General features: G+C 69.2%; 18 protein-coding genes and 2 pseudogenes. 9 read left to right on the top strand and 11 right to left on the bottom strand.

Annotated elements, in window-relative coordinates:
* Positions 1–159: 159 nt before the first annotated feature.
* Both ACN28I_RS18735 and ACN28I_RS18730 read right to left on the bottom strand, forming a co-directional pair.
* A complete protein-coding gene (locus ACN28I_RS18735) occupies positions 160–822 on the bottom strand; it encodes a hypothetical protein (protein ID WP_420943345.1) in 663 nt (220 codons plus the stop codon).
* Between the two features lie 33 nt (positions 823–855).
* On the bottom strand, positions 856–1,818 hold the full coding sequence (locus ACN28I_RS18730) for an isopenicillin N synthase family dioxygenase (protein WP_420943344.1): 963 nt from the start codon (positions 1,816–1,818) through the stop codon (positions 856–858).
* A 140-nt stretch (positions 1,819–1,958) separates the two neighbouring features.
* Here ACN28I_RS18730 and ACN28I_RS18725 point away from each other — a divergent pair, with 140 nt between their 5' ends.
* The gene (locus tag ACN28I_RS18725; RefSeq protein WP_420943343.1) at positions 1,959–2,237 is read left to right on the top strand and encodes a hypothetical protein; all 279 of its coding nucleotides are present in this window, start codon (positions 1,959–1,961) and stop codon (positions 2,235–2,237) included.
* A gap of 75 nt (positions 2,238–2,312) precedes the next feature.
* On the opposite strand, the gene ACN28I_RS18720 is transcribed toward ACN28I_RS18725, so the two are convergent.
* A complete protein-coding gene (locus tag ACN28I_RS18720) occupies positions 2,313–2,654 on the bottom strand; it encodes a hypothetical protein (protein ID WP_420943342.1) in 342 nt (113 codons plus the stop codon).
* Between the two features lie 242 nt (positions 2,655–2,896).
* Here ACN28I_RS18720 and rplU point away from each other — a divergent pair, with 242 nt between their 5' ends.
* From rplU to ACN28I_RS18680, 8 genes and pseudogenes are all read left to right on the top strand, one after another.
* Positions 2,897–3,205, top strand: a complete 309-nt coding sequence (gene rplU / locus ACN28I_RS18715; RefSeq protein ID WP_047855917.1) for a 50S ribosomal protein L21 — start codon at positions 2,897–2,899, stop codon at positions 3,203–3,205.
* A 60-nt stretch (positions 3,206–3,265) separates the two neighbouring features.
* Positions 3,266–3,532, top strand: a complete 267-nt coding sequence (gene rpmA / locus ACN28I_RS18710; protein ID WP_420943341.1) for a 50S ribosomal protein L27 — start codon at positions 3,266–3,268, stop codon at positions 3,530–3,532.
* 132 nt (positions 3,533–3,664) lie between these two features.
* Positions 3,665–5,053, top strand: a complete 1,389-nt coding sequence (gene obgE, locus ACN28I_RS18705) for a GTPase ObgE (protein WP_420943340.1) — start codon at positions 3,665–3,667, stop codon at positions 5,051–5,053.
* Between the two features lie 4 nt (positions 5,054–5,057).
* On the top strand, positions 5,058–5,747 hold the full coding sequence (locus ACN28I_RS18700) for a TrmH family RNA methyltransferase (protein WP_420943339.1): 690 nt from the start codon (positions 5,058–5,060) through the stop codon (positions 5,745–5,747).
* A gap of 76 nt (positions 5,748–5,823) precedes the next feature.
* Positions 5,824–6,598 (top strand): annotated as a pseudogene (locus ACN28I_RS18695) (LolA family protein).
* A gap of 3 nt (positions 6,599–6,601) precedes the next feature.
* Positions 6,602–8,050, top strand: coding sequence for a hypothetical protein (locus ACN28I_RS18690; RefSeq protein ID WP_420943338.1), 1,449 nt, complete (start codon positions 6,602–6,604; stop codon positions 8,048–8,050).
* A 161-nt stretch (positions 8,051–8,211) separates the two neighbouring features.
* Positions 8,212–10,176 carry a lamin tail domain-containing protein gene (locus ACN28I_RS18685; RefSeq protein WP_420943337.1) on the top strand — a complete coding sequence of 655 codons (1,965 nt, stop codon included), beginning with the start codon at positions 8,212–8,214 and terminating at the stop codon, positions 10,174–10,176.
* A 109-nt stretch (positions 10,177–10,285) separates the two neighbouring features.
* Positions 10,286–11,737, top strand: a complete 1,452-nt coding sequence (locus ACN28I_RS18680; RefSeq protein ID WP_420943336.1) for a hypothetical protein — start codon at positions 10,286–10,288, stop codon at positions 11,735–11,737.
* A gap of 18 nt (positions 11,738–11,755) precedes the next feature.
* Here the strand turns inward: ACN28I_RS18680 and rimO are convergent, their stop codons facing one another.
* The 8 genes and pseudogenes from rimO to ACN28I_RS18640 form a co-directional block, all read right to left on the bottom strand.
* A complete protein-coding gene (gene rimO / locus ACN28I_RS18675) occupies positions 11,756–13,129 on the bottom strand; it encodes a 30S ribosomal protein S12 methylthiotransferase RimO (protein WP_420948662.1) in 1,374 nt (457 codons plus the stop codon).
* Between the two features lie 41 nt (positions 13,130–13,170).
* The gene (locus ACN28I_RS18670) at positions 13,171–14,295 is read right to left on the bottom strand and encodes a hypothetical protein (RefSeq protein ID WP_420943335.1); all 1,125 of its coding nucleotides are present in this window, start codon (positions 14,293–14,295) and stop codon (positions 13,171–13,173) included.
* 2 nt (positions 14,296–14,297) lie between these two features.
* The gene (locus ACN28I_RS18665; protein ID WP_420943334.1) at positions 14,298–14,795 is read right to left on the bottom strand and encodes a YajQ family cyclic di-GMP-binding protein; all 498 of its coding nucleotides are present in this window, start codon (positions 14,793–14,795) and stop codon (positions 14,298–14,300) included.
* Positions 14,796–14,812: 17 nt separating this feature from the next.
* A complete protein-coding gene (locus ACN28I_RS18660; protein ID WP_420943333.1) occupies positions 14,813–16,456 on the bottom strand; it encodes a ribonuclease J in 1,644 nt (547 codons plus the stop codon).
* 74 nt (positions 16,457–16,530) lie between these two features.
* The gene (locus ACN28I_RS18655; protein ID WP_420943332.1) at positions 16,531–17,457 is read right to left on the bottom strand and encodes a choice-of-anchor Q domain-containing protein; all 927 of its coding nucleotides are present in this window, start codon (positions 17,455–17,457) and stop codon (positions 16,531–16,533) included.
* A 142-nt stretch (positions 17,458–17,599) separates the two neighbouring features.
* Positions 17,600–17,776: pseudogene (locus ACN28I_RS18650) on the bottom strand (hypothetical protein); the annotation flags it as partial.
* A gap of 96 nt (positions 17,777–17,872) precedes the next feature.
* Positions 17,873–18,073 carry a hypothetical protein gene (locus ACN28I_RS18645; protein ID WP_420943331.1) on the bottom strand — a complete coding sequence of 67 codons (201 nt, stop codon included), beginning with the start codon at positions 18,071–18,073 and terminating at the stop codon, positions 17,873–17,875.
* A gap of 51 nt (positions 18,074–18,124) precedes the next feature.
* Positions 18,125–18,433, bottom strand: coding sequence for a hypothetical protein (locus ACN28I_RS18640; RefSeq protein WP_420943330.1), 309 nt, complete (start codon positions 18,431–18,433; stop codon positions 18,125–18,127).
* Positions 18,434–18,538: the final 105 nt, after the last annotated feature.

Below are 18,538 nucleotides of genomic sequence, written 5' to 3'. Positions count from 1 at the left end.
CGAAGCTGGGGCCGTCCGGCTCCACACGGACGGCACTCCATGGGATTTTCGCACGCACCGGCCCAGAGTTGCGCCCGGGGGCGTGGTTTCCGGCAAGGCGGGGGAGGGCTCCATGACGCACCGGGTCATCATCACCCGTGCGCCACGGGGAGCGGCCGATCAGAAGAGGCGGACCCCTACGAAGAAGGCGGTACTGAGGCCGAGCCGAAGCCACCGGAGATCACCCGGGGTGAAGTCGTAGGTGCCCCGGGTGAGGGTGAGGTCATAGGTGCCGGTGGAGAAGCGCAGCCGGGCCTCGGCGCCCAGGAAGAAGCGGGAAGAGGGGAAGTAGTTGCCCCCCACGCCCAGGCCGAAGACGGCTCCCCGGCCGCGGCCTTCGTAGCGGTAGGAGGGGGTGGTGACGGTGGTGCGCGGCTCCATCACTCCGCCGAGCACGAAGGTGAAGAGGTCGAATCGGCTGTAGTGCCGGTTGGCCAGGGTGAAGTGGTAGCCCAGCCGGCCCGCGGCGGAGAGGTCCCAGCGCGAGGTGTCCCGCTCGAGGAAGAGATTGGGGATCCAGCAGGCGAGCGCGCACAGGTTGGCGCTGAGCTCCACGCCCAGGGAGAGCGTGCCGGTGGCGATCGGCAGCACGCCCACCTCCACGGTGGCACCGGCCTCGAGGGAGAGCGGGAGGAGGGAAGCCGCTCCTTCGACGCGCAGATCGACGTTGCCCGGGCGCAGGAGGGGACGGGGCTGCTCCTGGGCCTCGGCCGCACCGGAGGCCACTGCCAACCCTCCGAGCAGGAGCAGGGCGCGGAGGTGGGAGCGGGCGGGAAGGGTCATGTCCGGGTGGCTCCTGACCCTCGAAGGTGCGTCCTACTTGATGAGGCCGATCTCCCGCAGGCGCTGCTTGAGGAAGGCGTCGGCGGTGATGGGGGGCAGGCCCGGCTTCTCCGGCGTCACGGTGCCCGGCAGGGCCTCGAGCACGCACTCCGGATAGGGGTGCACGAAGAAGGGCATGGAGTAGCGCGTGTTGTCCTCGGCGGCCGAGGGCGGGTTGACCACGCGGTGGGTGGTGGCGGGGATGACGCCGTTGGTCACCCGGCTCATCATGTCGCCCGAGTCCACGACGATCTGCCCGCGCAGCGTGTCCACGGGAATCCACTCGCCATCGCGGGTGAGGATCTCCAGGCCCGAGGCGGTGCCCTCGCACAGCAGGGTGAGCAGGTTGATGTCCTCGTGCTCGGCGGCGCGCACCGCGCCGGGGATGAACTTCTCCTTCAGGGGCGGGTAGTGGATGACGCGGAGCACGGAGGTGCCGTCCTGCGCCATGTCGCTGAAGGTGTTGCGCTCGATGCCGAAGTACTCGGCCACGGCCTGCAGCATCAGCCCCGCGGCCTCATCCAGCGCGGTGAAGAGCGAGAGCGTGTGGGTGCGGAAGGAGGGCACCTCCTCCGGCCAGACGTTGTAGGCGGCGGTGTCCGGGCGGCGCGGATGGCCCTCGGGGAGATCCCGGCCCACGTGCCAGAACTCCTTGAGGTCGCCCACGGTGCGGTTCTTCGCGTGCTCCTTGCCGAAGGGGGTGTAGGCGCGCTGTCCGCCGAACTCGGGCACGTGGTAGCGGTGCTTCACCTGCTCCGGCAGGCGGAAGAAGGCCTCCACGTCCGCGTAGGTGCGGCGGATGAGCCCATCGTCGATGCCGTGGCCCTCGACGGAGACGAAACCGAACTCCTTGAGGGCCTCTCCGAACACCCGGACGAAGCGGGCACGCTCCTCGGGGTTGCCGGAGCGGTAGTGGGACAGGTTGACGAGGGGGATGCGGCGAGTCGTGCGGGACATGGCGGGTGCACTCTATCCGTCATCCCGGTGGGACGGGAACTGCCCCCGCTACCAGGGGCGTGGCCCCCTCCGGTTGACAGGCGAACCTTTCTCCGGCAGTCACGCGCCCCACACGAAGTGTGTTGAGGGAGGGAAGACCCATGAGGACGTTCCGGATTCGGATGGCCGTGGCCCTGGCCTGCTGCGGGCTCGTCGTTGGTTGCAGCTCCACCGAGGCGCAGTTCTGCGATCGCGCGGATGAGTGCAACATCCTCCCGGCGGGCCTGAGCGCGGATGAGTGCACGGACAGGATCACCCAGTGCACGGAGGACCTCACGTCCTCGGATCGCGCGGACTGGTACAACATCATGGGTGACTGCCTGGAGCTGAAGTCCTGCACGAACTTCGCGAACTGCTACGGCAACGTCCCGAACTGCTGAGCGGACGCTCCGCTCCCGTCTCGAGCGGAGTCCGTTCCGAGCCCGGTTGGCTCCCCGTCCAGGAGCCGCCGGGGCCTAGAAGATGGCCGCCTCACACGTATTGCTGACGGCGTTGCTGTCACAGGCGCTGAGGGCCTGGAAGAAGGACGTCCGCTGCTCGGGCTGGCAGGTGCCGAGCCGCTCGTAGCACTCCACCTGGGCCTCGAGCTGCTCCAGGTCCGCCCCGCCGCACTCCTGGAGGTTCTGCTCGCACCGGGCCGGATCGAAGGCGGGCAGGGGGGTACGCTCCACGCAGGGCTGGGACTTCCGGTCCACCCCGGCATAGGCCGCCGCCAGATCCTCACAGGCCGTGCTCCGGCACCCGCCGAGGACCGCCGCGGCCGCCAGGGGGGCGAGCATCCATGGGGACTTCCGCATCGGGAGCGCTCCTTGTAGAAGGGGAAGGGTCCAGCCTAGCGGCCGGGCAGGCGGCCGGGCAGGCGGGGAGCACCGCCTGTCCACGGGTGGGCAGCTCGACAGCTTGCTATCTGCCTTGACTCCCCCGTCCTTCTCCCGTAGATCGGGCGACCTTTGCATCGTAGGACGGTTTTTCACGTCCGAAATGCACGCCGGCCTTTCACGGGTTGAATCAACCCGGAACAAAACTCAGGGGTTCAACGATGTACGCAGTCATTCGCACGGGCGGGAAGCAGTACCGCGTGGCCGAGGGCGACGTGCTCCGGATCGAGAAGGTCACGGGAGACGTCGGCGCTGAGGTGACCTTCAACGACGTTCTGATGCTCGGTGGGACCGACAGCCCGAAGGTGGGGCGTCCGACCGTGTCGGGCGCCAGGGTCGTGGGCAAGATTCTCGCCCAGGACAAGCACCGCAAGGTGCTGCACTTCCGCAAGGAGAAGGAGGGCTGGACGCGCCGCCGTGGCCACCGTCAGCCCTACACCGAGGTCAAGGTGACCTCCATCTCCGGCTAGTCCGGGTTACCACTTCCCGGAGCGCTGCGAGGCGCGCCGGCAGCATCAGGAATCGGTGTCATGGCTCATAAAAAAGGTCAGGGTTCGTCGCGCAACGGTCGCGATTCCAATCCGAAGTACCGCGGCGTGAAGGTGTTCGCGGGCGAGACCGTCAGCGCGGGGAGCATCCTCGTGCGGCAGGTCGGCACGGTCATCCACCCGGGCTCCAACGTGAAGCTCGGTCGTGACTTCACGCTCTTCGCCACGGTGGACGGAGTGGTGAAGTACGAGCGCCAGGGCCGGGACCGCAAGAAGGTCTCCGTGTTCCCGGCCCAGCCGAGCGCCTAGTCCGCGTCTCGTCTGAAAGGGGACTCGGCCTCGTCCGGTTCCCTGTTTGCCTCGTGAGCGGGTCGCTCCCGGTCCACACGCCCTCCGGCGTGGGACATGGAGGCGGCCCGTTCCGCATTTCTGGGGTCTGGGATGAAATTCGTCGATGAAGTCCGCATCTTCGTGAAGGCCGGGGACGGGGGCAACGGGGCCGTTGCCTTCCGCCGGGAGAAGTACGTCGATCGCGGCGGCCCCAACGGTGGGGATGGAGGAAACGGCGGCTCGGTCATCTTCGAGGCCGATCCCCAGCTCACCACGCTGCTGGACTACCGCTACCAGCAGCACCACCGGGCGAGGAGTGGCGAGAACGGGATGGGCAGCGACTGCAATGGCCGCTCGTCCGAGGATCTGATCCTCAAGGTACCGCTGGGGACGATCATCCGCGACGTGGACACCGAGGAGGTGTTGGCGGACCTGAACACGGCCGGCGAGCGCAAGGTGGTGTGCAAGGGCGGCCGGGGCGGGTTGGGCAACATGAACTTCGCCACCTCCACGCGGCAGACGCCGCGCTTCGCCCAGGACGGCACCCAGGGCGAGGAGCGCACCCTGCGGCTGGAGCTGAAGCTGCTGGCGGACGTGGGGCTGCTGGGCTACCCCAACGCGGGCAAGAGCACGCTCATCTCCGTCGTGAGCCGGGCGCGGCCGAAGATCGCCGACTATCCGTTCACCACGCTGGTGCCCAACCTGGGCCTGGTCCAGTACAAGGACGGCCTGTCCTTCGTGATGGCGGACATCCCCGGCATCATCGAGGGCGCCAGCGAGGGCGTGGGGCTGGGGCACCAGTTCCTGCGGCACGTGGAGCGCTGCAAGGTGCTCATCCACCTGCTGGACATGGGCACCGAGGTCGAGGAGCGGGAGCCGCTCAAGGACTTCGACGTCCTCAACGAGGAGCTGCGCAAGTACAGCGACGAGCTGTCGAGCAAGCCCCAGGTGGTGGCCGCCAACAAGCTGGATCTGCCGCACGCGCAGGAGCGGCTCGGGAAGCTGACGGAGGAGATGCGCAAGCGCGGCATCGCCGTGTTCCCCGTCTCGTGCGCCACGGGCATGGGCATGCAGCCGCTGCTGGACGCGGTGGCCGAGGTGCTCTTCACTGGCCGCACGGACAAGCTGCACGTGGAGCCGCCGCCCAAGCCCCGGGTGGAGAAGAAGACGGCTCCGGCTCCCGCGAAGAAGGCCGCGGTGGTGGTGAAGACGGCCCCCGCGAAGAAGGCTCCCGCCAAGAAGGCGGCCGCGGCGGCGAAGAAGGCCCCCGTGAAGAAGGCCGTGGCGGTGGCGAAGAAGGCGCCCGCGAAGAAGGTTCCCGCGAAGAAGGCCGTGGCGGCGAAGAAGGCCCCCATGAAGAAGGCCGCGGCGAAGAAGGCTCCCGTGAAGAAGGCGGCGGCCAAGCGGGTGGTCACGAAGAAGGCGGCGGCGAAGAAGGCCCCGGCGCGCAGGGCGGCGGCGGCGAAGAAGGCCGCGCCGAAGCGGGCCCGGAGGTCCTGACGCGATGGCGGGTGGCGGCCCTCGTTACGAGAAGCTCGAGAAGGCTCCGATCGACCCGGAGTCCCTCCTGCTCGACGTGCGCAAGGAGAAGATCGACAAGGTCATCTCCCATCGCACGCGCACCTTCACCATCGTGCTGGACCGGCTGGAGGACAGCTTCAACATGGCGGCGGTGCTGCGCACCTGCGAGGCCAATGGCCTCCAGGAGGTGCACATCATCGTCAACCCCGCGGCGCCCTTCATGCCCAACTCACGGGTGGGGCAGGGGTGCGACAAGTGGCTCGACGTGAAGCTCTACAAGGACTTCGCCTCGTGCCGCGAGCACCTCAAGTCGCGCGGCTTCTCGTTGTATGCCTCGGCCATCCGCGAGGACGCCACCAGCCTGTACTCGATGCGCTTCGATTCGAAGATCGCCCTCATCTTCGGCAACGAGCGGGACGGGGTGAGCCAGGAGGTGCTGGACGGCGCGGACGGCACCTTCTGGATTCCGATGCGCGGCTTCAGCCAGAGCCTGAACATCTCCGCGGCCGCCTCGGCCTGCGTCACCCGGGCCATCTCCTGGCGCGAGGAGCACCTCGGGCGGGTGGGAGACCTCACCGAGGCCGAGGCCCAGGTGCTGCGTGATCGCTTCTATATGCTCGCCGTGAAACAGCGGAAGCGCATCTTCAAGAAGCAGCCCCCCGCCAGGCCTTGAATGCCGGGCCGGGCGGCCCGTCTGTAGGTACAGTTGGAACCGAAGGCGGCTCGCCCGCCTGGAGAGAACTCAAGCCATGTACCTCGAGAAGCTGCTCGTGACCCTGCTCGCCGCGCCGGTGATTGCTCCGGTGCCCACCACGGTGACCCACCAGGTGGTCGCCCAGGCGCCCGCTCAGCAGGCGCCCGCTCCCGCGGCTCCCAAGGCGGAAGCACCGAAGGCCGCCGAGGCTCCCAAGACCGCCGAGAAGAAGCTCGCTCCGGAGGTGAAGGAGCTGGTGGAGCGGATGCAGGCCTTCTACGAGAAGACGCAGGACTTCTCGTCCGACTTCAAGCAGGACTACAAGTACAAGGCCCTGCGGCGCACGCAGAGGCTCGACGGGCACGGTCATCTACAAGAAGCCGGGCCTGATGCGCTGGGAGTACCAGAAGCCCTCCGCGCGCACCTTCGTGCTGGCCGGCGAGAAGGTGTACGCGTACGACCCCGAGGCGCAGACGCTGAGCGTGGGCCGCATCGACACCAGCCAGCTCTCCGCGTCGGTGACGTTCCTCTTCGGCCAGGGGAAGCTGGCGGACGAGTTCTCCATCAGCAAGGGCGCGTGCAAGGACTGCAAGGGCACGCTGCTGGTGCTGGATCCGCTCAAGCCGGACCCGCGCTTCCGCCAGGTGCGCCTGGAGGTGGACCCGAAGACGGCGCAGGTGCTGAAGAGCACGGTGGTGGATCCGGACGGCAGCGAGAACGCCATCGCCTTCCTCAACCTGAAGACGAACGTGGGCGTCGGGGCGGATGCCTTCAAGATCAATCCCCCCGAGGGCACGCGCATCGACGACTACACCAAGCCGCGGAAGTAGGCCGTGCGGAGCGCGCGTCTCGGGGCCCTGCTGTTGTTGCTCGCCGGGTGTCACCGGGGGGCGGGCCCCGCCGCGCCCGAGGCTCCGGGCAGCCTCGCGGGAAAGACGTTGCCCCTGCTGCCCTCGCCCAACCTGCGGCTCGTGGTGGAGGGCCAGTTGAACGGGCGCCCGGTGCCGGTGGTGCTGGATGTGGCCCGGGCGCTCTCCGCGGTGTCCTCGGCCTGCTGGGATGCGAAGAAGCCTCCTCCGCCCGTGATGGGCTCGGCGCGTGTTCCGGATGTGTACGGTGTGCCCGGGGCCCTGCGTGACTGGCCGCTGGTGCGCCTGCCGGGCCTGCGCGTGGGCGGCGTGGCCCTGGGGCCTCGCGGCATGGGGCTCACCGACGAGCGGGTCTGCTCGGTGACGCTGGGGGCCGACGTGCTCGCCCCCTATGCCTTCACGGTGGACCCGCTGCGCCGGGAAGTCACTTTCGAGAAGTCGCGTCCGCGCGCGGAGTACCTCGCCGAGGCGGCTGCTCCTGGCGCGGACCCGGCCGAGGAGGTGCATCGGATCGAGCTCGCGAGAGACCCGGTGGGCGACTGGCCGCTGCTGGCGGCGCGGGTGACGCAGGGGGAGGCCACTCTCACGGGCCCCTTCGTGCTGGGCTCGCGCGAGCCCTTCTCGCGGCTCGCGATGGGGGCCTCGGAGGCGCAAGGACTCCAGCCACTGGAGACGGCCTCCAATCTGCCGCCGAGGGCCTACCTGCTGGACGCGGTGGAGGTGACGTCGGGCGTGGGGGTGAATCCCCTGGTGATGGAGGCCGGGGTGGGGTGGAGGAACCCGATGACGCTGGGCCGGCTGGGGCCGGACGTCTGGGGCCGCTTCCGCACCACGGTGGATGTGCAGGGGGACACGCTGGTGCTGCGCCGGCCGCGCGTGCAGGCCGTCGAGGGCCGCCAGCGTTGCGCGCGTCCGGGCTCCCAGAATCCGGAGGAGGCGCGTGAGGAGGCCTGCTTCGGGCTGCACGTGCGGCGGGGCGGGGACGGGCGGATGGCCGTCACGGGGGCGGCGTTCCGGGACCTGCCCGAGGGCGGCCGTGTGCACCTGGAGCCGCTGGGCGAGGACGGCAAGCCGCTGACGATGGACTGCCAGGTGGGTTTCTCGTTCGCGCCCACGAGCCGGGGCGTGACGACACAGCACCTGGTGCCGTGGCCGAGGCTGCTGCAGGCGATGCCCGAGTGCGCCGAGGCCCTGAAGTCGGTGCGGGGGTACGCGCTGGCGTTGTTCGAGGAAGGGCAGCTCCAGGAGTGCCCGAACGCCTGCATCTTCGTGCACCAGGGGAGCACGAGGCGCACGGTCTGCGAGTGCCAGCCGACGCCGTTGGGAGACGCGGTGGCCACGCCGCAGCGAAGCAAGACGTCGAAGCCGCCGACGAAGAAGGAACGCGAGCAGGAGCCCGAGGACCCACGGTAACCCCACGGGGCCGCCATCTCCCCTCGCCCTCCGCTTTCCTCCGGCTTCAGGGCAACAGCTCACCAAAAAGCAGGGACACGGCAAGACTCCAGCCGGACTGTGCGGCAATGATGGGGCACAACACCGCTCATCGTTCCGCCACAGGCGGGCAGGAGACGTACATGCGACAGAACCCACCTCCCTCGACCCGGGCCAGCCGCTGGCTGCGCTTGAAGGCCTCAGTGCTCGCCCTGGGGCTCGCCGCGTGCGGTGAGGGCGCCCTGGAGCAGCAGCCCGAGGCAGATGCGCTCGACGTCAACGGCTCCTCGCTCTCCAGCGTCCGGGTGCGGCTGATGGCGGCCAATATCACCAGCGGCAATTATCAGAGCTACGACCCGGGCCACGGCATCCGCATCATGCAGGGCACGCAGCCGGACGTGGTGGCCATCCAGGAGTTCAGCTACGGGGACAACTCGGCGAGCGCCATCCGGCAGTTCGTGGATACGACGTTCGGGCCGGGGTTCGACTACTATCGCGAGGGCGGGGCGCAGATTCCGAACGGCGTCATCAGCCGCTGGCCCATCATCGCCGCGGGCGAGTGGGACGACCCGTACGTCTCCAACCGCGATTTCGCCTATGCGCGCATCGACATCCCGGGCCCGAGGGATCTCTGGGTGGTGAGCGTGCACCTGCTCACCTCGGATGCCACCACGCGCAACAACGAGGCGAGGAGCCTGGTGCAGCGCATCCAGGAGAACATCCCCGCGGGGGACTACCTGTCCATCAGCGGTGACTTCAACACCAACAGCCGCTCGGAGAGCGCCTTCAGCACCTTCAGCCAGGTCGTGACCACCAGCGGGCCCTACCCGGTGGATCAGAACGGCAACGGCAACACCAATGCCAGCCGCGGCAAGCCTTACGACCACGTGCTGGTGGATGCCGACCTGAGGGCGTACCAGACGGCCACCGTCATCGGCTCCAGCTCCTACTCCTCGGGCCTGGTGGTCGATACCCGCGTGTACTCGCCCCTCTCCGAGATTCATCCCGCGCAGTCCGGCGACAGCGCTTCCACCAACATGCAGCACATGGCCGTCATCAAGGACTTCCTCATCCCGGGCGACACGTCCACGGACGCGGGCACGCCCACGGACGCGGGAACGTCCACGGACGCGGGAACGGGCACCGACGCGGGCACGGGCACCGACGCGGGAACGGGCACCGACGCGGGCACCGACGCGGGAACGGGTACTCCGCAGGTCATCATCAATGAGATCCTGGCCAACGAGCCGGGCTCGGACACGAGCGGCGAGTTCGTGGAACTGCTGAACGTGGGGAGTGGGCCGGCGGACCTGGGTGGGTGGACGCTCTCGGATGGGGCGGGCCTGCGCCACGCCTTCGCGAGCGGCACGAGCCTGCCAGCCGGAACGGCGCTGGTGGTCTTCGGAGGCGCGGCGGGAATCCCCTCGAGCCTGACGAACGCGGTGGCGGCCTCGACGGGCTCCCTGGTGCTGGGCAACGGTGGGGACACGGTGACGGTGAAGAACGCGTCCGGCACCCTGGTGGACAGCTTCACCTATCCCTCGTCGCTGTCGGGCACGGACGGCGTGTCGATGAACCGCGCCCCGGATGCCAGCGCCAGCGGCTCCTTCGCGTTGCACACGAGCCTGTCGAGTCTCTCCTCCTCGCCGGGCAAGAGGGTGGATGGAGCGGACTTCGGTGGCGGCACGGGGGGCGGAGACACGGACGGCGGCACGGGCAGTGACGGGGGGACGCCGAGCGACGTCATCACCTCGGAGTCCGAGACCAACGACACCGCGGCGGCCGTCAACGGGCGGGTGGGGCGGAGCATCGACGTGAGCGGCACCATCTCCACGAGCACGGACGTGGACTGGTTCGCCTTCACGACGGACGCGGCGGGCACCGTCACGGTGAAGCTGTCCATGCCGGGCAGCGCGGACCTGGACTGGCACCTGTACAGCGCGTCCAACACCAGCTCGTACCTGGCACGCGGCTACACCACGAGCAACCCCGAGCAGGGCAGCTACACCGTCTCGCAGGCGGGGACGTACTACGTGAAGGTGGATGGCTACTCGGGCGCGACGAGCAGCTACACGCTCAATGTGTCTGGCTCGGCCGTCACACCGTAGCGGCACACGTACCGGAGGGGGCTCGCGCCGCTGACGCGCGGGTCCTCCTCCGGGCCGTGGTTCCCAGGGAGTTCGCCAGGCGGAGAGGAGCGGTATAAGGCGAGCGGAAATGTCCCGAGAGCCGCTGGCCGCACCCATCTCCCCGCGCGAGCCCTGGAAGACGATCGCCCTGCTGGTGGCCTGGGGAGGCTTCGCCGCCTGGTGCGTGAGCGGCATTCCTCCCTCCGTGGATCTACCGGCCCACGCGGCGCAGATGCAGACGCTCGCGGAGCTCGTCCGGGGCAATCCCCAGGTGTCCGCGTACTACGAGGCCCACGTCCCGCTCGGCTACGGGCTGCCCATCTGGCTCTTCCTGCCGGTGACGCTGCTGACGAATGGGGCCTTCGCGGCGCGGCTGGCCGCCTGGACGGCCCTGATGCTCTTCCCCGTGGCCCACCTGGCGTTCACGCGCATCCTGCACCGGCCCTCGTGGACGGTGGTGTTCGGGCTCCCGCTCGCCTTCAACATCTCCTACTGGTACGGCTTCCTGCCGAGCCTCTTCTCCCTGCCGCTCGCCCTGCTCTCGCTCGCGCTCTACCTGCACGCGCTGCGCGGCACCGGACGCATGGTGGGCGCGGTGGTGGGGCTCGCGCTCCTGTCCACGGCGACGATGCTCTCGCACCTCGTGGCCTTTGGGGCCCTCTGTGTCGGCGTGGCCGCGCTCGCGCTCACCTCCGAGTCCCGGAGACGGGCGATAGGTCTCGCCGCCGCGGGCCTCGCGCTCCCCCTGGCCCTCTGTGCGGCCCGTGTGGTGACGCTCGCGTCCAGGGCCGTCACGCCCGGCAACCACATGGCCACGGACTACGGGTGGGGCTCCCACTTCAACTGGCTCCTGCGCAACTACCGCCCCGAAGGCCGCTTCGCCGTCATCGGCCCCGTGCTGGTGACGCTCGTCTTCGTGGTGGCGTACCTGCGCCATCGGTGCGAGGAGCCCCGGGCGCCCTGGGTGCTCTTCCTCGCGCTGGGCGCTCTCTTCCTGGTGACGCCCAAGGCGCTCTCGGGAGCGTGGCTCATCCACGTGCGCTTGCCCGTGCTCGCGGGCATTGTCGCCCTCGTGCTGGTGGACCCGGCGCGCATCGCCCGGCGGCTGCGGCTCCTGCTGCTGCTCGTGGTGGTGGCCTCGCTCGCCGAGACGGCGCGCTACCACTGGCGCTTCAAACAGGAGGTGGCGGGACTCGAGACGCTGGTGGCGAGCCCTCCGCCGCCGGGGGTGCACGGCTACCTGTCGCTCGTGGGGAACCGGGCCCAGGGGAGCCGCCTCGTCTACCTGGAGCACCTGGGCCAGTGGTGGACGGCGACGCAGGGCGGGGTGGGGCACCACTTCTTCGCCGATGCGGACCACCAGCCGGTGCGCTTCCGCCCGGGCCAGTCGCTGCCGCAGTGGCTGGACGCTGGCTCCGCGGAGCAACTGGCTCCGTTCAACACGCTGCTGGTGTACGGGGAGGGACCGCTGCCCGGCAGCCTCGCGGGTTTCGAGGAGACCGGGCGCGCGGGCTCATGGCGCCGCCTGGAGCGGCGCTGAGGCTCTACCGCGGGGACGTCAGCGCTGCGACGTCACCACGGGCATGGGGAAGGAGTCGCGCGGCTTGTGCACGCGGTCCTTCGGGTTGGGGCGCTCGACCACCTTGGCGATCAGGTCGTAGTCGTGCGCCTCCGTCACCTCCACGGTGACGAACTCGCCCGGGTAGGCCAGACCGTCGTTGATGTAGACCAGACCGTCGATCTCCGGCGCCTGGCCCTCGTGGCGGCCCACCAGCAGGTGCTCGGACTCCTCGCTCGGACCCTCCACCAGCACTTCAATGCGCTGTCCCACGAGCTTCTTGTTCTGCTCGCGGTTGATGCGCTTCTGGATGGCCATCACCTCGCGCCAGCGGCGCTCGATGGTCTGCTTCGGCACCTTGTTCTCGTAGTCGTACGCCGCCGTGCCTTCCTCGTCCGAGTACTGGAACACGCCGAGCCGCTCGAAGCGCTGCTCCTTCACGAACTCCTTGAGCATCTCGAAGTCCTCCTCGGTCTCGCCGGGCAGGCCGACGATCATCGAGGTGCGCATCACCAGCCCCGGCACCCGGGCGCGCAGCTTCGTCAGCAGCTCCTTGAGGAACTTGCTGTCCCGGCCCCGCTTCATCGACAGCAGCAGCTTGTCGCTCGCGTGCTGCAGCGGCATGTCCAGGTAGCGGGCGATCTTCTTCTCCGTCGCCATCAGCTCGATGAGCTCGTCGGTGAAGACGCGCGGGTAGGCGTAGTGCAGGCGGATCCACTTCACGTCCACCTTCACCAGCTCGCGCAGCAAGTCGTGCAGCTTGGGCTTGCCGGGCAGATCGTGCCCGTAGGCCGTCAGGTCCTGCGCGACGAGGTTGAGCTCCTGCACGCCCTGCTCGGACAGCCGCTGGGCCTCGGCGATGATGTCCGCGATGGGCCGCGAGCGCTGGCCACCGCGCAGCGTGGGGATGATGCAGAAGGCGCACGCGTTGTCGCAGCCCTCGGAGATCTTCAGGTATGCCGTGTAGGACGGCATCGAGTTCTCACGCGGCGTCTGCGCGTCGTGGATGTAGTCCGGATCCGGAATCACCTGGCGCGGGCTGGCCTCGGCGGCGAGCAGATCGCCAATCTGGGCGTAGGCGCTCGTGCCGAGGAAGTGGTCCACCTCGGGCATCTCCTTGGAGAGCTCGGCGCCGTAGCGCTGCGAGAGGCAACCGGTGACGACGAGGGTGCTGCACTCCCCCGACTTCTTGTACTCGGCCATCTCCAGGATGGAGTCCACGGACTCCTGCTTGGCGGGCCCGATGAAGGCACAGGTATTGACGACGATGACCTGGGCCGCGGCGGGATCCTGCACCAGCGAGTAACCCCGCTGCTTGAGGGTGCCGAGCATCACCTCGGAGTCCACCCGGTTCTTCGGGCAGCCGAGGGTCATCATGTAGAGGCTCTTGGTCTCTGGGGGATTCTGCACAGCGCTTACCGCTTTCCGAGTTCGGTCCGCTCGAAGTGGTCGCCACTCCAAGCAAAGTTGATGGTCGGGCCGTTCGAGTAACCGATGCTCAACGCACCCTCTTCATCTAGCACCACAGAGGTGGCTCGTCCCAGCGCACAGGTAGCGGCCGGCCATTCGAGCACCCGTTGCGCCGTCTTCCCCTTCACCAGGTAGAGGCCGAGGCGCAATTCCTTGTCCGAGTCACACGTGCCGTTGGCGAGGTAGGGACTCTCGCCCGACAACACCGCGAGCAGGGGCGTTCCATTCGGCAGGGAGAGGGTTTCCGGGACATTCACCCCGGCCGACTCCGCCTCCACCGCGTCGGGGGTGACCAGCACCTTGAGCAGGCCGGGCGTCAGGCGCGCGTCCGCCTCCACCCAGGACGGGTAATGGAGGATGCCGTAGCCCAGCCATCCGTCCGGCTGTCCCTCGAGCGCGATGAGGCCCTTGGGCGGCTTCAGCTTCAGGCCCTTGCGGAAGTCGTCCGGCAACCGGAGCGCCTCGCCCAGCATGCCGCCGTCCTTGCAGTTGGAGATGGCCGGGGGCTTGGAGTCCGCCGCGTCCACGTCCTCGTAGGTGAGGCACAGGTCGAAGGTGAGCGGCTCCTCGGCGGGGAAGCGCGGCAGGGCCCGGGCGGGGATGGCCACCTCGAGCGCCAGCGCGTTGTCCTGGCGCTTCACCCCCACGTCCACCAGCTTCTGGGCGAACTCGGAGGTGCCGCTGTCCGCGGGCGAGGCGCGCTTGCCATCGAAGGCAAAGCGGAAGACGTGGCCGGTGGCGGTGGCGCCGGCGTCCGGGAAGAACAGGGTCAGGGTGATGACGTCCCCGGCCTGGAGCTGATCATCCGTGGCCTCCACCCCCACGAAGAGGGTGTCCTTGCGCCACCCGGCACGGGCGGTGAAGGAGGCGCTCGCGTCCACGGAGGCCGGCGGCTTGAGGGTGAGCGTGGCGGGGAAGTCCTTGAGGTTGCCGTCGAGCTTGGGTGCGCGCGGCAGCGAGGGCACGGACTTCACCGGGCGGGGCTTCGCGGGGGCCTGCGCCTTCTCCTGGGCGGAGGCAGCCCCCGGGACGAGCGCCGCGAGGAGGGCGGAAACGACGAGTGAGCGCACGGCTAGTCCCGGAAGTTGGTGAACTGCATGTCGAGCTGCAGCTTGTCGGCTTCCTTGCGGAAGAGGGCCATGGCGGCCTGCAGGTCATCCTTGTTCTTGCCCGTCACCCGGAGCTGATCCGCCTGGATGGAGCCCTGCACCTTCAGCTTGGAGTCCTTGAGCAGCTTCACCAGCTCCTTGGACTTCTCCACCGGAATGCCCTGCTGCAGCTTGATGAGCTGCTTCACGTTGGCCAGGCCCGTCTTCTCGATGGGCTCGTACTCCAGCGCCAGCAGGGAGATGCCGCGCTTGGCCAGCTTGTTCAGGAGAACCTCCTTGGCGGCCTGGACCTTCTCCTCACTGTTGGCCTTCACGGTGATGGAGGTCCTGTCCGGCGCGAGCACGACATCCCCGTTGACGCCCTGGAAGTCGTAGCGCGTGGAGATCTCCTTCTTGGTCTGGTTGACCGCGTTGTCCAGCTCGGCAATGTCGATTTTGGAGACGACGTCGAAGGAAGGCATGGCAGTTCGCGCCCTTATCACACCTTGATGACCATCGGCACCACGACGGGCCGCTTGTTTGTATACAGCTTGAAGGCCCGGCGCACTGCCCGTGCCAGTTCCTCCCGCACCCGGGCGTCATCCCCCCGGAGCTGCTGGGACATTTCCAGGAAGAAGGCCCGGGCATCCTCGGCCACCCGGGGCAGTAGCACCTGCTCGTCCAGGTTGAGCCCCTGTCCCGTGAGCTGGGGGCCCCCCAGGAGGGACAGGCTGGCCCGCTCGATGACGAGGGCCGCCACGATGATGCCCGTCTCGGCGATCCGGGTGCGCTCCTGGAGGATGTCGGGCGTCACCACCCCCTGGCCGAAGCGGTCCTGGTAGATGCGGCCCGTGGGGACGCTGCCGGAGAAGCGGCCCTGGCCCTCCTCGAAGACGAGCAGATCCCCATCCTGGGCCAGCAGGAGCTGCGCCGGGGACAGCCCGGACTCCTTGGCGGTGGCCAGGTGTCGGTGGAGGTGGTGCAGCTCGCCATGGATGGGGACGAAGTTCTTGGGGCGCACCAGGTCCAGCACGCGCCGTTGCTGGGGCTGGCTGGCGTGGCCGGACACGTGCACCCCGGGCTCCAGGTCCGGGTAGACGACGCGGGCGCCGCGCCAGAGGAGCTGGTCGATGAGGCCGGACACGGCGCGCTCGTTGCCGGGAATGGCGCGGGCACTGAGGACGACGAGATCCCCGGGGCCCAGGCGCAGGGGGCCGTCCCCGGAGGCGAGCTGCGAGAGGCCGGCCCGGGGCTCGGCCTGGGAGCCGGTGGCGAGCACCAGCAGGCGCTCCGGGGGGAGGCTGGCCGCGCTCTCGACGGGGACGAAGAGCCCGTCGGTGACGGAGGGGAGGAAGCCGAGCTCGCGGGCCATCTCGATGTTGCGCACCAGGCTGCGCCCCATCATCACCACCTTGCGCTCCAGCGTCCGGGCCAGGTCCAGCACGTGGCGGATGCGGTGCAGGTGGGAGGCGAACATGCTCACCACGATGCGGCCGGACACGTCCTGGAAGAGCCGCTCGAAGGTCTGCTCCACCAGCCGCTCGCTGCCCGTCTCGTGGGTGCGCTCGGAGTTGGTGGAGTCGGACAGGAGGCAGAGCACGCCCTGGTCGCCGAGCTCGCCCCAGCGCTCCAGGTCGGTGCGCTGGCCGTCGATGGGGTCCGGGTCCAGCTTGAAGTCCCCGGTGTGGATGACGGGGCCCTCGGGGGTGTGGACGATGTAGCCCACCGCGTCGGGCACGGTGTGGGTGACGCGGGTGGCCTCGACCTTGAAGTGGGCGCCCACTTTGAAGGGGTTGCGGGGCTCTATCTCGCGGAGGTCCGCCTCCACGCCCAGCTCCCGGAGCCGGTGGCGCACCATGGCGAGCGTGAAGCGGGTGCCGTAGACGGGGACGGGCACCTCGTTGAGCAGGAAGGGCAGGGCGCCGACATGGTCCTCGTGGCCGTGGGTGAGGACGATGCCCTTGAGCAGGGAGGCGTTGCGCCGCAGGTAGGTGAAGTCCGGGAGGATGATGTCCACGCCCAGCGTGCCGATGGGGGGGAACATCAGCCCGCAGTCGATGAGGAGCATCTCCCCACGGCAGGCGATGACCATCGCGTTGAGGCCGATCTCGCCCAGTCCTCCGAGGGGAATCACATGGAGCATGCTCTACATATATGGGCACGGAGGGGCAGGCGGCCTCAGGAATCGCCCGCCCGCCCCCTCACCCCTGGCGGGAGCTACTCCCGTTCGAAGGCGCCGATGTCGCAGCGCGCCCCCTGGGGACGGCTCACGCTCCGTTGATCCGTCGTCCGGCAGGCCGTGGAGGAGGAGCCGGGGACGGCGGGGTTGCCGGCCTCGCGCGCGGGGCTCGTGGCGCCGATCGCGTGCGTACGGGTGGGCCCCCCATTGTTGGCGAGCGGCCCCAGCAGCGGGTTCACCCCCAGCTTGTTGCCCGTCGCCGTTCCCACGAGGGTGCAGCCCGTCGTGTCCTGGATGAGGTTGTGGCCTTGCGAGGTGAGCGTGCCCGCGCAGTCAGGGCTTCCCCCCGCGGTGTTGTGATTGCCGGCGATGAGGGTGTTGCGGAGGTTGAGCACGCCTCCATTGCCGGAGATGCCGCCCGCGCGGCCCGCGCTCTCCTCGTCCGAGGTGTTGTTCGTGATGGTGACGTTGTTCAGGTCCATCGTTCCCACGTTGATGATGCCGCCGGTGCCCGCGCTGCCCGAGTTGCCGCTCACCGTGCTGTTCTCCATGGTGAGGGTGCCGAAGCTCTGGATGGCACCGCCGAGCGTGGACTGGTTGTTGCTGAAGGTGCTGCGCGTGATGCCAATGTTCGTGTCGGCCGAGGCGTAGAGGCCACCCCCGCGGCTCGTCACGCGGTTGGCGTCGATCGTCGAGTCGGTGATCGATAGCAGCCCGGCGAGCAGGGCGATGGCTCCTCCGTTCGAGAAGGCCTCGTTGCCGGTCATCACCACGCGCGTGAGGAAGACGGAGCCCGCGTCGACCCGGATGCCTCCTCCGGCCCCGACGCTGATGCTGCCTCCGTTCCGGAGGGTGACGTCCTGCACCTGCAGGCTGCCGGACTGCACCTGGAAGATGCGGGTGTTCAGCCGGGCACCATTGCCGTCGATGCGGGTGTTGGCGACCCCCCCACCGAGGATCCGCACGGAGCCGGTGATGTTGAGATCTCCCTGCGCGGCCCCCCCGCTCCCTGGCAGCGTGAGCAGGTAGGTGCCGGCGGGGGAGCTCGATGGTGTTGTCCCCCGCCATCGCGTTGCTCTCCTGGATGGCGGCGCGCAACGTGCAGGCGCCGGAGGAGGTGGCACACACACTGTTGCCGGGGAACGCATCCACGCTGTCGATGGTGCTGTTCACGACGAAGTAGCCGGGCTCTCCCGGCTCGGGAAAGTCGCATCCCCCGCTCGTGGCCAGGAGCGTGAGCAGCAAGGACGGAAGGATGAAGCGCCTGAAGGTGGAAACACGCATGAGCCGGCTCTCCCTGGGTGGGTGCGAAGGCTCGCAAGGTTGGTGGCGACCTCCTGACGCGCCACCTGCACCCAGGGGAGGGGTGCGGCCCGGCTGTCACTGGGGGGGCCGTTCCTCCTGCCGGAGCACCTCGGCGGGCACGTTGCGGCGCAGCGGCTCCAGGATGATGACCACCCAGGCCGTCAGGGGCGCGGGCAGGATCACCAGCCCGAGGATGAAGAGGAAGCGGACGATACGAAAGGCGAAGCGCAGGCTGGCGCGCACGAAGGTGCGCACGGCCTTGGGAAGCAAGGGCATGGCGTACTCCTCAAGCTGAAGGACTCTCCAGGAACGGGACCCCGGAGAGGCTCAGCGGAGGAGCGCGCGATGCGTGAGGAAGAGGCGGCGCGGTGGCCCCGGTGCACGGGCCTCGCGGATGCCGCCCGTGGAGGGCGGACGCGAGGCGGGCCGCAGCATCCCCTCCGAGGCCTCCTGCCCGCGATGCACGGGCGCCTGGGCCACCGTGCGAGGCTTCTCGGGCTCGTGCCGCTCGACCCAGACCGCCACCACGGCCGCGGCGGTCGGGAGCGCGTGCGCCGACGCGCTGGCCCCGAGGAGCGCGAGGCACGCCATCGCCAGCCTCAGCCAGCGAGCCATGTGGTGCAGAGGGCCGGACATCGGGCCTCAACGTAGCCATGAAGGCGCTGCCGTCAAACCGCCCTCGCCGCGTCCCCCCTCCGAGTCGCTGGCGCTCCCCCCCGGGACGCAGTACGCAAGGGACGG

The sequence above is a fragment of the Archangium gephyra genome (assembly GCF_049060025.1).
In the GTDB taxonomy this organism is placed as follows: domain Bacteria; phylum Myxococcota; class Myxococcia; order Myxococcales; family Myxococcaceae; genus Archangium; species Archangium gephyra_A.
The sequence above is the reverse complement of the archived record's forward strand: the minus strand, read 5'-3'. Positions and strand labels throughout refer to the sequence as shown.